The 13,469-nt window shown below is 37.9% G+C and carries 8 protein-coding genes and 4 pseudogenes; 1 reads left to right on the top strand and 11 read right to left on the bottom strand.

From position 1 onward, the window contains the following. Positions 1-184 precede the first annotated feature (184 nt). The 6 genes and pseudogenes from G4P54_RS02715 to G4P54_RS02690 all read right to left on the bottom strand — a co-directional run bounded on the left by G4P54_RS02715 (position 185) and on the right by G4P54_RS02690 (position 8,318). Positions 185-1,588, bottom strand: coding sequence for an MFS transporter (locus G4P54_RS02715; RefSeq protein ID WP_024714435.1), 1,404 nt, complete (start codon positions 1,586-1,588; stop codon positions 185-187). Positions 1,589-1,626: 38 nt separating this feature from the next. Next, positions 1,627-1,990 (bottom strand): annotated as a pseudogene (locus tag G4P54_RS21180) (BCCT family transporter); the annotation flags it as partial. Positions 1,991-2,598: 608 nt separating this feature from the next. Next, on the bottom strand, positions 2,599-2,964 hold the full coding sequence (locus G4P54_RS02705; protein ID WP_024714436.1) for a cupin domain-containing protein: 366 nt from the start codon (positions 2,962-2,964) through the stop codon (positions 2,599-2,601). Positions 2,965-3,030: 66 nt separating this feature from the next. After that, a pseudogene (locus G4P54_RS21175) lies at positions 3,031-3,213 on the bottom strand (DinB family protein); the annotation flags it as partial. A 305-nt stretch (positions 3,214-3,518) separates the two neighbouring features. Continuing rightward, the gene (locus tag G4P54_RS02695; RefSeq protein WP_167871696.1) at positions 3,519-4,091 is read right to left on the bottom strand and encodes a class D sortase; all 573 of its coding nucleotides are present in this window, start codon (positions 4,089-4,091) and stop codon (positions 3,519-3,521) included. A 6-nt stretch (positions 4,092-4,097) separates the two neighbouring features. Beyond that, entirely contained in the window at positions 4,098-8,318 is a 4,221-nt protein-coding gene (locus G4P54_RS02690; RefSeq protein ID WP_167871695.1) for an isopeptide-forming domain-containing fimbrial protein, read from the bottom strand. Between the two features lie 776 nt (positions 8,319-9,094). Between G4P54_RS02690 and G4P54_RS02685 the strand changes: the two genes are divergently transcribed. Further along, positions 9,095-10,105 (top strand): ketoacyl-ACP synthase III, encoded by a 1,011-nt coding sequence (locus G4P54_RS02685; protein ID WP_167871694.1) that lies wholly within the window; start codon positions 9,095-9,097, stop codon positions 10,103-10,105. A 319-nt stretch (positions 10,106-10,424) separates the two neighbouring features. On the opposite strand, the gene G4P54_RS02680 is transcribed toward G4P54_RS02685, so the two are convergent. The 5 genes and pseudogenes from G4P54_RS02680 to G4P54_RS02660 all read right to left on the bottom strand — a co-directional run. Next, a complete protein-coding gene (locus tag G4P54_RS02680) occupies positions 10,425-10,949 on the bottom strand; it encodes an NAD(P)H-dependent oxidoreductase (RefSeq protein WP_167871693.1) in 525 nt (174 codons plus the stop codon). A gap of 195 nt (positions 10,950-11,144) precedes the next feature. Beyond that, complete coding sequence (locus G4P54_RS02675; protein WP_081719821.1) at positions 11,145-11,264, bottom strand: phosphatase; 120 nt, start codon at positions 11,262-11,264, stop codon at positions 11,145-11,147. Further along, positions 11,221-11,674: pseudogene (locus G4P54_RS02670) on the bottom strand (tetratricopeptide repeat protein); the annotation flags it as partial. The gene G4P54_RS02675 and the pseudogene G4P54_RS02670, both read right to left, overlap by 44 nt. Before the next feature lies 1 nt (position 11,675). Then, complete coding sequence (locus G4P54_RS02665) at positions 11,676-12,461, bottom strand: helix-turn-helix domain-containing protein (protein ID WP_167871692.1); 786 nt, start codon at positions 12,459-12,461, stop codon at positions 11,676-11,678. Positions 12,462-12,729: 268 nt separating this feature from the next. Next, positions 12,730-13,457: pseudogene (locus G4P54_RS02660) on the bottom strand (bifunctional lytic transglycosylase/C40 family peptidase); the annotation flags it as partial. Positions 13,458-13,469: the final 12 nt, after the last annotated feature.

Genomic DNA, 13,469 nt, shown 5'->3' with positions numbered 1-13,469 from the left:
TTAGCGTACAAGTTCTCGTTTTCTGCTTTGAATCCCATATAGAAAATAAAAAGCCAGCTCTCCTTCGGGAGAAGAACTGGCATAACAAAGCTTCTTGCTTCTTATTTTGCTGTATTGCTCGGATAATCCCAGCTTATTCTGAGTCTGTATTTCGAGTAGCCGGTCAATTAAATGGATGTTTTTTTCATTCCTTTTCTGTTTGTTCCATTTTCCACCACAGTGAATCTTTTGGATTTTCCACAGCTTCTTGAAACTCAGCTTTAGACGCAACTGTTGGGTAAGAACCTTTTAAAGATTTACCTGAAGTATCTTTAAATAAGGTTAGCACAACTATTAAGCCAATTAAACTGACTGCTAATAAATAGAAACCTGGCGCCAAATTGTTTCTTGTCACATGGGTTAACCAAGAAGCAACTAAAGGTGTTGTTCCACCAAAAATAGAAACTGATAAGTTGAATGTCCAGGATAATGTACGATATCTAATGTCAGTATGGAACAACGTAGGTAAAGATCCTGGCATAGTACCTTCGTATACAGATAATACAATACCTAACATTAAAAGCCCTATAAACAAGAATGTTATATTCCCCATATTAAGAAATTGGAAAGAGATAATCGAAAATACAATTCCTAATACTAATCCAATTGTTATAACTTTTTTATTTCCTAATTTATCTCCTAGTTTACCAAAAGTTAAAGCGAACGGTACCATAATAATCAATACAATTGCTGTAACCGGTGTACTTATATTATCACTTATACCAAGGTTCTCATCTAAATAAGAAGGCATATAACCTAACAATAGGTAATTGGTTATATTGAAAAATGCCACAAATACGATACATAAAAAGATATCTTTTTTATATGTTTTAATTACTTCTAATAAACCTGGTTGTTGTTCTTGGTTATCAGAGATGTCATTTTCAAAGATTGGCGATTCATCTAAATGACTTCTCAAATACAAACCGAATAATCCCATTGGGATACTCAAGAAGAAAGGAATTCTCCATCCCCAACTATTCATTTGAACATCAGATAAAGTCCAGAAAAGTACTGTAACTAAAACAGAAGCTACTATATAACCAGATAATGTGCCGATTTCTAAACCACTGCCTAACCTTATACGTTTATTATCTGGAGAAGATTCTGCGATATATACCATTGCACCAGCGTACTCTCCACCCACAGAAAAGCCCTGCAGAATACGAGCTAAAAGTAATAATATAGGGGCCCATACGCCAATCTGATCATAGGTAGGAAGTACACCAATTATTAAAGTAGATAAAGCCATCATTAAAATAGTAATTGTTAATACTATTTTCCGACCAAATTTATCACCCATTTTACCAAAAATAATTCCGCCTACCGGTCTAAGTAAAAAGGCAATTGCAAATGTAGCAAAAGTAAATATTAACTTTAATTCATCGTTTTGAACTGGACTGAAAAAGTTTTTACTAATAATAACTGCCAAATAAGAATATAAAGCAAAATCAAACCATTCCATCGCGTTTCCTATCCCTGTAGCAAACACGCTTTTCTTCGCTTTTTGAATGTCTACAACGTTAATTTTTTTCTTGTTGAACTTCATCTAATAATATCAACTCCTTAATTATCAGAACCTCATTATACAAGCGCATAAACGGTCCAAGCATGCAGTCCCAGAATGTATAGCGTAATGCTTCTCTAAAAGTCTGGGGGTTTCTGTTTCACCTGATGGAGAGCTAATGACATAGTGGCTGATTGGTTCAACTGTACCTTAAAAGAATAGACTAACATCCATATCAGCCCCAAATAACATTGAACCAGGAAAGAAGGATGAAATTCAGTTTTTTCGCTGGTTTCCTTAACTTATTTTTGCCGATTGGACTAAAAATAATACAAAAAGCAACAAAAAGAGAAACAGCCAACAGATAATACCAGCCAAAGTGGTTGGTGATATATCCTTGGGCTGTGGTTGGATTTTCTGCAGACTATTTGGAGAAATGATTCCCCTTCATACAGCTCGATTGTGAATATTATCACAATCAAAAAGACTTTTATTTCTTCTAAGTATCCAAACCTTTATTTTAGTCCTTCCATTACGTCTTCCAATATGTTTATTATGTTTTGCAGATAGATTGAGGTCATTCCTAAGAATTATTTACTGATTCTATCTTTATTACCCCACAATCAGGTGAAACAAAACACTATAAACGTACCATATCTTTTTAAAATCTGACAAGCCCAACAGGGTGATAGAAACCCGGCTAAAGCCAAGCTAATCAATGGATAGAAGAAATTTTTTTGTTTTTCCCAAGGAATAACGTCTGTGTTTAATCTAGCCCAATTAGAAAGAAAAAGAGCAGGAGTAATCCTGCTCTTTCATTCAAAACTTTAATTTATATGACGAATGTCGTATACCTTTTCGACTTTCTTTACCTATTAATTAGTATGCAGACTACAACAGAAATCAGTGAAATAATGGTTGTATTTAAACAGGCCAATCATCGACAATTGAATGTATTGCATGACACCTAACAAAATTATTTTTCATCCAGCTGGAAATAAAGTAACATTTTTAAGGTAATGGTTTTATTTTTGATCGGCTTTTTCTTACAACTAAATCCAGACATCATTTTCAGCTGTTTGATCAGTTATTTCTTGCCCGGTATTCACAACACCTTTAGGTTCTACAAGCAAAATTTTACACTCTGCTTCTGCATAAGGTTTATGTTCAACATTTTTCGGAATGACAAACATTTCACCTTCATTTAATTTTACTTCTCCATCACGAAATTCAATGATTAAATTACCCCCAATGACAATAAAGACTTCATCTGTTTCGTCATGCTTATGCCAAACAAAGTCCCCTTGTACTTTAACTAGTTTAAATTGATAGTCATTCATTTCAGCGATTACTTTTGGAGACCATTGATCTTGGAATTTAGATAATTTCTCTTGAAAATTAATCGGTTTATATTTCATTCTTTCTCCTCCCCGTGTAAAACTAAAGACATCATATTTCGCCCTTTTTTCTTCCTCTGATTTTAACTAGTCCCAAATTAAAGACCGGTCCACTTCAGCAGTTCTGAGATAGTCTAAAAGTTGACCGGTTTGTACTGACTCATGATAAGCGATTCTTAATAACCTGTCCCCTAGTTTTCGAACTGACCCAACATCAGACCTGTCTATCTTTCTATTTGTTAAATCTGTTTCGTTTAAAGATTTAATGACATTGATGACACGCCATGGGTATTTTAAAAACATAAATAAAAACTCACGGAAATTCAGGTGTGTTTCAGATAGTCCCTCAACATAGTAAATCCATATCACTGGTTATGAAAGCTTGTTTTCATTACACTCCTTATAATCATTTGTCATCATTTCTATACGTTTATATCAATTATGGTTAAAAAATGGTGAGCCAAAATCAATGAATGTCCTTACTTTTTCTTTTTCATCTATAATGATTAAGAATTTTAATTCCTTCTATATTATAAAAAGGCTGACGAAAATGATCGTCAGCCTAATCTTTGTTCTCAAATCCGCTTTCCATAAATGATATATCGCTTTGGAGCATTGCCGATATATGAAAAGGGATAACAAGTTGTAAGAATAAGCTCCTCTTTGTTATGCTGCAGCGTAATAATAGACGTATCTGCTTGATCTACGATTTTTGTTTTGTCTATTTCATATGAAAAACTTCCATATGGCAGCTTAACCTTTAATTGATCGCCTTTTTTCAGTTCTCCCGTTCGACGGAAGACGGTATCCCGATGACCTGATAGAACAATTTGCCCGTTTTCATCTGGATAATAACTGCCTTTGTAGTGGCCGACTCCTTTTTCCAGATCATCCGCATCGGTTCCCTCTACAATCGGAAGCTCTGCGTTGATTTTTGGAATCTCCAAAATGCCGACCGCCTCACCGAACTTAGGCTTAAATTCTTCTTTATCTGAGCCTTTATTTTTTCCAGAAGGGCTCTTTAGTGCAAGTTTTGCTTCATCTAAAGTTTGTTCTGTCTTATGACTGATGTCCACCACTTCCCAGACTCCGTAACCTATAAAAACCAATCCGGCAATAATGATGAATATAGGAAGATATTTCTTCATGCAACATCAGGCATTTCTTTTTCTTCTAAAGTACCAAAGTGCAGTTCCTGCTACTAGCAATACCAAACCAACAAGGATCAGATTATACGTATTTGTTGCTGTATTTGGAAGCTCATTTCCTGATTCTGTTCCCTGATCTTTGTTTGGAATATCGGGCTTGCTTGGTTTCCCAGGTGCCTCTGGTTTGTCAGATACAGGGTCCTTCTGCTCGACAGTAATATCTACTTTAGGCTTATCTGGCTTATCGATATCGCTGCCTTCTACAGTTGCAACGTTTGTAATCATTTTGCCTGAATATTCGGACTCAATTTTCGCTTGGAATGTCACACTATGCCACTCAGTGTCAGTGACGTCACCAAAGTTGGCAGAGACTTTACCGTCCTTGATTGTTGCTTTTCCGCCGTTGCTCGCTTTCAAGCTGCCTTCGACATATTTCAATCCCGCCGGAAGTTCATCTGAAATAACCAGATTTTCTACTTTACCGTCGGATACTGTGTTTCGTGTCTTAATCGTGTAAACGACCGTGTCCCCTGCTTCATATTTCTTTTTATCTTTGTCGAGGTTCTTCGCTGTTTTTTCAGATTCTAAAACAGGATTCCGCGGATATACCTTCACTTCATGGCTCGGTTTGTCAGGGACCTTGATATTGTCACTGCTGATGTTTGCAGTGTTGACGATATCTTTACCTGCTTGACCAGACTTCACTTTTGCTTCAAATGTTACAGAGTGCCACTTCGTATCGGTCACATTGCCAAACTCACCTGACGCTTTGCCGTCGGCATAATATCCATGATCATCGTCTTGATCATCACTTACCGCTGTACCATCCATTTTCAATGTTCCTGCAACGTATTCTAAGCCTTCCGGAAGAGAATCCGAGATGACAAGATCTTTGACAAGGCTGTCATCAACCGTGTTCCGAGTTTGGATTGTGTAAAGAAGCGTGTCGCCCGATTCCGGATGGTCCGCATCTTTATTTCCATCAGCTTTTTCCTTAATGGAGGCTGTTTTCTTTGATTCCAGCTTAGGATCTTTCGGGTCAACTTTGATATCTGTTCCCGGTTTATCAGGATCATCAATGTTTCCGCCATCAACGGCTGCCACGTTTTTAATCGTTTTTTCCGCATATCCGGACTCAATTTTCGCTTGGAATGTCACAGTACGCCACTCAGTATCAGTCACGTCGCCAAAGTTAGCTGTAATTTTGCCATCCTTGATTGTTGCTTCTCCACCGTTGCTTGCTTTTAAGCTGCCTTCAACATACTTCAATCCTGCTGGAAGTTCATCTGAAATAACCAGATTTTCTACTTTACCGTCGGATACTGTATTCCGGGTCTTAATCGTGTAAACAACAGTGTCGCCTGCTTCGTATTTCTTTTTGTCTGTGTCGAGATTCTTCGCTGTTTTTTCAGATTCTAAAACAGGATCTCGCGGATATACTTTCACTTCATGGCTTGGTTTGTCAGGAGTTTTGATATTGTCACTGCTGATGTTTGCCGTGTTGACAATGTCTTTACCTGCTTGTCCGGCTTTGACTTTCACTTCAAATGTCACGTTATGCCATTTCGTGTCAGTAACATTGCCAAACTGCCCTGCCAATTTGCCATCTGCGTATTGACCTTGGTCATCGTCTTTGGCGTCAGTTACGGCAGCGCCGTCCACTTTCATTGTCCCTGATACATATTCCAATCCTTCTGGAACGGCATCTGAGATGATAAGATTTTTCACAAGACTGTCTTCAATCGTGTTTCGGGTTTGAATTGTGTAAAGAAGCGTGTCGCCCACTTCTGGATGGTCCGCATCTTTGTTTCCTTCAGCTTTTTCCTGAATAGAGGCTGCTTTCTTTGATTCCAGCTTAGGATCTTTCGGGTCAACTTTGATATCTGTTCCCGGTTTATCAGGATTATCAATGTTTCCGCCGTCTACCTCTGCCACGTTTTTAATTGTTTTGCCCATATAGCCGGACTCGATTTTCGCTTGGAACGTCACAGTCCGCCACTCAGTGTCCGTGACGTCACCAAAGTTCGCAGTAACCTTACCGTCTTTGATTGCCGCTTCCCCGCCATTGCTCGCTTTCAAGCTGCCATCGACATAGGTGAGACCGGCTGGAAGTTCATCTGAAATAGACAGGTTTTCTATCGTGCTTTCAGTAATTTTATTCCGTGTCTTGATGGTGTAGACAACTGTGTCGCCCACTTCAAATTTATCCTTTTTCGAATCGAGATTCTCCGCTGTTTTTTCCGACTCTAACACAGGATTACGCGGGTATACCTTGACTTCGTTATTCGGTGTATTAGGTTTGTCAACATTATCTCCGCCTACGGTTGCGGTGTTGACAATATCTTTCCCAGCTTGACCTGGCTGCACCTTCACTTCAAATGTAACATTATGCCAATCCATGTCTGTAATATCGCCCAATTGGCCGTTTACTTTGCCATCTGCATAATCGCCTTGATCATCGCCCTGTGTGTCAGTTACAGCTGTACCATCTACTTTCAATGTCCCCGGCACATATTCAAGACCTGCAGGAATCGCATCTGATATAGACAGATTTTTTAAAATACTGTCTTCAGAAATATTTCGGGTCTGGATCGTGTACTGAAGCTTGTCCCCGATCTCCGGGTGGTCTGCGTCTTTATTTCCTTCAGCTTTTTCCTGAATGGACGCCGTTTTCTTTGACTCGAGCTCAGGGTTTCTCGGGTATACTTTGACCTCGTTGTTCGGCTTGTCCGGATCATTGATATTGTCTCCCGTCACGCTTGCCGTGTTCACAATATCCTTGCCTGATTGACCAGATTTCACCTTCGCTTGGAATGTCACGGTATGCCATTCGGTGTCAGATACATCACCAAATTGGCCCTCCGCTTTCCCTCCGGCGTAATAGCCTTTATCACCATCTTGCGCATCGCTTGCCGCTGTACCGTCTACTTTCAATGTGCCCGGAACATATTCCAATCCTTCCGGAATTGCATCTGATATAGTCAGATTTTTCAAAATACTGTCTTCGGACGTATTCCGGGTCTGAATCGTGTAAAGAAGCGTGTCACCCACTTCTGGGTGAGCTGCATCCTTATTTCCTTCAGCTTTTTGCTGAATAGTTGAGGTTTTCTTTGATTCAAGCTTAGGTTCGTTAAAAGTGATCGGTGTGGTCACTTCATTTGATTCAGTATTTTCCTCTTTATTCGCTAGCAAATTGTCATAATTAATTTGTGCCTTATTGTGAATTTCCTTAACAGAATAATCAGTCAGTGTTTTCACTTTAAATTGAACAGTGACTCCATTAGGCAAATTCGTCGTATTAGGTAAATTCCCCAGCTTGACGCTTACCTTGCTGCCGTCAAAACGGCCTTCGTCACTGTCAGATGCATCAGTTAGATTTTTTGTCGTCGAACCGTTGATCAATTTTAACGATCCAGGGACATATTCCGTTCCCTCTGGGATGAGATCGGTGAAACTTGCATCTGATGCAATATCTCCGCCTTCGTTTTTAACTTGAACTGAATATGTCAGCTCATCGCCGGCGTGTACATCCCCCTGTGGAGAAACCGTTTTTTTCGCAGTTACGCACGGTCCTGTGCCCAGAAAGATATCATCCAAAAAGTTTCCATTCGCTGTGTTTCCACCAGCTGAGCTAACCGCTTCAAAACCGAATCTGGTTACGGTCTGGCCTGCCGGAACCGTATAAGTCCCCGTATAAGTTCCCCATTTTGTATTTCCATCAGACATTTGTCTTTGAACCGGAGCGTCATAAGGATTGGATGTCACTGCCCCTATACGAAGCTGCATCGTATCAACACCTACACGTCCCATATGGGATAAGCGCCAATATATCGTTTGACCAGGCGTTGTTTTGACATCTTGATACAATAGACTAGGTTCAAACGCATTTAATTCGGCCCATCTATTCCCATTTGGCGGCGCGGGGTAGTTTTGAATAAATCCAGGATTTTTTTCTGCATAGTTCCAGACCTCTACTACTTTCACTCCTTGGGAATCGTCGGTCGTTTTCCATGGAGGCATCTCAGATTCTTTGAAATAGAGTCCTGTAGTACCCACCGCTGTCCCTTTGGCAGCACCTTGCTCAAAGCTGCCGTTAACTAACGCAACCGGAGCCGGGCAAGTATTATCTGCTTGTTGAGTTACCTCTGTATTATCTTCGGCATGAGTATGACTTGGCAAAACGGTCAACACATTTCCGGCAATCAATAACAAAACTGCAAGAACCATTAGGGTTTTCCTAAGATTCAGTATGTAAGATTTAGGCACAAAGCCCTTTCTCATAGACTCTCACTCCTATTATTTAATTGTATTATGAACCTACCTCCCGATAAATTCACAAGAATCCGAATATTCGTTATATGACCTCCTCTCGAATCAAATATATATAACAAGTGAATATTTTACAATGTGACAAAATATTCATATATTTGTCACAAAAAAAGGCTTGATTACAAGATAAATCAAGTATTTGTCGTAATTTGTAAAGGGTATTTAGTACTTTTTTGTTTGAATTTTCATTAATTCCTAGTTATAAGTGTTTTGTTCAAATCGTGATTGTAAAAAATAGGAGGAAAGAAGAACAAACCATTGATCAGCAGCATCAATGTAGAATGATTTGACTGTGATGCAAAAACAAAAGAAGATACCAATATAGTTTGGTATCTTCTTTGTATTCAAGTCCCTCAATCTAGTAGAAACATATCACCATTTACAAAAAAATTTATTTAAAGCATCTGTTTACTTTATTTACACCGATTTGGATCAATTATCATGAAGTAAATCCTTCAAACAATAAACCTTATTGCCTGAGCAAGTGTTCTAGTTATGGCTTTGAATTATGAAATGTTTAACGAACAATTGGGATTTTCAAAAGTTGGAGATATATCTCTAAAACACAGATATTCAGTCGAAATTTTCACGAAGTTTATTTACTTTTTCTAAAAGCATACATTATAATACTTTAAATAGTTAGACAAATCACACAACTAAGGAGATTATTCTAAATGACCGTTCAAAGTGTAGTCATCAAAGAGTTAGCAATGTACCATCCCAAAAGAAAAGTAACCAATAAAGAAATGCTAAAGCATTTTACCTCTATTGGGCAAGATGAACAAGAAGTAGAAAACTTCTTGAAAAAAATTGGCAAAAAAGATCGATATATCACTGAGGATGGAGAAACTACATTATCTATGGCCATAGAAGCCTCAAAAGCAGCTTTGGAAAAGGCAAACTTATCCGGAGAAGATATTGATCTTCTTGTATTTTCCTCTGGAACTCCAGAATATTTATTTCCGCCTAATTCACTCATTGTTCATAATGAGATCCATGGTAAACGAGAAGCAGTGGTTTATGACGCAAACACAGCTTGTGTAGGGATGGTTGTGTCATTAGATCAAGTTTCTAAAGCCTTACTTGGCAATCCTGATTCAAAATATGCCTTAATTGTTGGGTCAGAGAGAATGTTCCACTATGCTGAAAAACACGACCCGTTTTCTTATGGCAATTTTGGAGATGCTTCTTGTGCGATCATTCTTGAAAAAGTAAATGCAGAAGGGCTGGGCGTTTTGGACTCCTCTTATAATACAGATTCGCATTACTATAAAGAATTGGTCTTCCCTGCATGTGGTATGTCAAACATTTTAAATGAAAATATCCCTAAAGAGGAAAAGCTGTTTGTATGGGCAAGCAATTTAAGCTGCGGAAGAGTATTTGATTACGGAACGACTCAAATTACAAGTTTGCTGGACAAACATGGTTTAACGACTAAAGATATAAAACAATATTTCTGCACTCAAGTGTCTTTTGACGCTGTCAATAATATGTTGCAGCCAATAGAGGATGATCCTGATAAGTTGTTTGTGATTGGTGACGAATACGGATACACTGGGACGAGCAGTCCGTTTATTGCTTTACAAAAAGCAGTAGAAACCGGAAAAGTTCAGCGAGGAGATTATATTATATTTTGGTCGATTGGCGCAGGGTATACTGCTTGTGCTATATTGATGAAATATTAATTCAACGCATACATTGCCTAAGAAATATAATTGCATCTTTTAAAAAGTGATAACTTGTTTCTTTATGATGCTTTTCGAATTTTTCTATGTTAGTTTAGATTTTTTATCAAAAGGCTTAATCAAAAAAAAATTAAGCTTTTTGATGTTTTATTTATCTATGCCCCACTCTATCCGCAGCTATATTAATTTCATCCTGACCACTTTCATCATTTTACATGAATTCTGGGCACAAATTGGGCACCTATTATTATTAAAATCTATCACAAACCCTTACTTTCACAACACATAATTTGTTTCAGCTTCCCTCGCGAATACCGGGTCAATGCTCAGCTTTTAGATATTCAACCAATTTCTCCGCACTGTTCTTAACATCTTCTTTTGAAAGGTGAAGTGTATCATATTGTGTAAACGCAGGAAGAAAACGCATTCCTATATAGTTAGCCGTGACTTGAAACGGTCTGATAAGCTCGCTGATCGTGATATTATATTCTCCGCCTGCTTGATAATCAGATTCCTGTGCGCCTAAGGAGATAGCTAAGAGTAGTTCTTTTCCATGCAATTTAGTTCCCCCAGTTCCATAAGCCCAGCCATGTGTTAACACATCATCTTCCCATTGTTTGAGTAACGCGGGACTGCTGTACCAATACATTGGGAACTGGAAAACGATACGCTCATGATCTAACAGGAGCTGCTGCTCTTTTTCTACATCAATGATAAAATTAGGGTATTCACTGTACAGGTCATAAACCGTAATGTCATTCTCTTGCTTTAAACGATTCATCCAGGTTTTGTTGACAACAGACGTTTCCAAATTTGGGTGTATAACAATAACTAATGTTTTCATATGACTGATTATCCTTTCTTCGCCGATTAGTTATTATTGCCGACAATGAATTGATTCTAATTTTAAAAAAGCAACTTTATTTACACCTATTTTATCCTTTTTCATGAATTCAGGGCAACTAATTGGGCACTGATTATATTTGTAGCCCCAAAAAAGGCTTAACCTTTTAAAAAAGATTAAGCCTTTTTAGTCCCCTCATGCGCCTACCCTATCTGCAGCCACTTTGACTTCTGTACTATGATCACTTTGCAAATAAATTATTGAAAATACACTACTTAAAACCACTGCTGCCAATAGAATCCGGCTGATTTTCATTAATAATCTCCCCTTTTTTAATTTTTCGTCTTGCTTCAATACTCATACGATAATATTCATGAGAGAGCATTAAATTTCCTTTTCCCCTCTAATATTTTGATTTGAATTTCGCTGAGTATTCCTTATCATCACTTTTATTGGCAATAAATCGCCCTATCCTAAAGTATAGCAATGCAACATCATAATTTTGTTGTTTTGCTTCAACATAGGTTAAAGTGAATAAAGTCTTTGCTAGGAAACTATCTTTTGATTTCCCGAAAATTTCTAACGACAAGATTAAATATTATGAAGCCTTTTTATATTCTTTCAATTCATCATAACAAATCCCGATATTCATGTGTGACATTGCAATTAAATGCTCTATGTTACTTTCTTGGCAATTTCTAAAGAAATTGTTCCAAGGCTCTTTCATTAGATATTATCCATTCTTTTTCTCACTCTCTTACTAAGCTTAAAGCCGAATCTATTTATATACTCTTCGTTTTTCACCATGATTTGATATGCCTCTATGATTGGCAAGATACGAATCAGGATATAGACACCTACAGCTATCAAAACTACACAAACCGGATAGTAGGCAATTAAACCTGAGGCAATATGTTTTCTTTCAAGAAGAAAAGGAATTACGCCTGCCACAATAGAACAAACTCCAACGACCATGATAGCAGCATACCTTTTTTTAATATCTTTATATCTCGCTGTCAGCTCTTTATGATGATTTTGATCAAAAATCAGAGCCTCTTTCTTGAGTACCTTATATTTATCTTCTTCCGTAATCATTCCTGTCACAATAGCTCCAATGCCTAGTACTGCTATAATAATGATAAGGAGTGTATAAATAGCGGGTTCTTGTTTAAAAACCAAATAAGGGACAGTGGAAAAAATAAGCATGCTCAGTCCGAAAGATACATACTTGAAAACTTTGCGTTGATGCAATAAAAAGCCGTCTGCCATTTCTCTGCTTACATAATATCCTTCTTTGTTATCGGGACGAGGTTCAACAGAGTCTTTTAACAAATAATCAATTGATACTTCGAAAATGTTTCCAATCATTAGAAGCTTTTCTGTTTCAGGAAACCCTTGCCCATTTTCCCACTTACTAATCGCCTGCCTTGTCGTGTTTACTTTCTCTGCTAAAGCTTCCTGTGACAGACCTTTTTCTTTTCGCAGCTTAAAAAGTTTTTCACCAAATGTCATATTTAAGAACTCCTTTACTTTGTTGACTACATTGTATGAAAACAGCGCTCTCCGTTCTATCTTCCAGCAAATGCACTTTGTCAACTTACGGTTGCAACGATGTTATACAGTGTGTTTTATACCTATTATGATCATGTCTTTGATAAGTAAAAGTTTTCAAAATTAAACACCTAATTCCTTTTCCTTCTTAAGTATAGATAAACAATAAATTCTTTTCCACTTTTTATTCACCCTCTAAAACTTGTGATGTGCATTTTAAATTCAACTCCTAATTATTAATTCGTCCAAAAGATACAAGGTGATCTCTCCAATACTTGAATTTCAGATCAGAATATTCAATTCCACTGTCATTTGAATTAAACATTCTGCCATTGCCTACATAGATGCCAACGTGAGTAATGGCTTTTCCTTCATATGTGCAGCCAAAGAACACTAAGTCACCCGCAGTCGCTTCTTTTGCACTTATGTTCTTTGTTGCTCCGTGCTGTTCTTGGAAGAGTAATTCCGGCTTTGGCGAAAGACAACTGAACTAGGCCCGAATAATCAAAACCAGTTTTCGGATTTGAACCTCCCCAGGCATACGGTTGCCCTTCATACTTCATAGCTTCTTTCATGACAGTTTCATAGAAATCCATAGAGCCGTTCACATACCTCATGACATGGTCAACACAACTTGGGTCACCGTAGCTTTTCCAGCCCATTTTAAATGCTTGCAATCTGCTGAAATCAAGTGCCAATTTCTTTGTGTATTTTCCGCCATTCTTTTTGACATAGTCTATAAATCCGGAACCAAAGTTGTATGCCTGTAAGGTTAAACGAACATCACCGCCAGCCTGTTTAAAAACCTTCTTTAATTCCGACTTCAATCGAACGTTCTGGGTCAGTTATGGAGTTGGGAGGTAAGCCGATACTTTCGGAACTTTGCATGATATCTAAAGAACGCCCACCACTTCCTTGCATGGTGAGCGCCATAATAATATTCACTTGATCAAAAACCAAAAAGCATTT

It is taken from the genome of Bacillus tequilensis, assembly GCF_012225885.1.
Taxonomy (GTDB): domain Bacteria; phylum Bacillota; class Bacilli; order Bacillales; family Bacillaceae; genus Bacillus; species Bacillus tequilensis.
This window is presented reverse-complemented; position numbering and strand designations above follow the sequence as displayed.

Coding starts and splice junctions, on each gene's coding strand:
- G4P54_RS02715 (WP_024714435.1), bottom strand. CDS start 1,588: ATGAAGTTCAACAAGAAAAAAATTAACGTTGTAGACATTCAAAAAGCG.
- G4P54_RS02705 (WP_024714436.1), bottom strand. CDS start 2,964: ATGAAATATAAACCGATTAATTTTCAAGAGAAATTATCTAAATTCCAA.
- G4P54_RS02695 (WP_167871696.1), bottom strand. CDS start 4,091: ATGAAGAAATATCTTCCTATATTCATCATTATTGCCGGATTGGTTTTT.
- G4P54_RS02690 (WP_167871695.1), bottom strand. CDS start 8,318: ATGGTTCTTGCAGTTTTGTTATTGATTGCCGGAAATGTGTTGACCGTT.
- G4P54_RS02685 (WP_167871694.1), top strand. CDS start 9,095: ATGACCGTTCAAAGTGTAGTCATCAAAGAGTTAGCAATGTACCATCCC.
- G4P54_RS02680 (WP_167871693.1), bottom strand. CDS start 10,949: ATGAAAACATTAGTTATTGTTATACACCCAAATTTGGAAACGTCTGTT.
- G4P54_RS02675 (WP_081719821.1), bottom strand. CDS start 11,264: ATGAAAATCAGCCGGATTCTATTGGCAGCAGTGGTTTTAAGTAGTGTA.
- G4P54_RS02665 (WP_167871692.1), bottom strand. CDS start 12,461: ATGACATTTGGTGAAAAACTTTTTAAGCTGCGAAAAGAAAAAGGTCTG.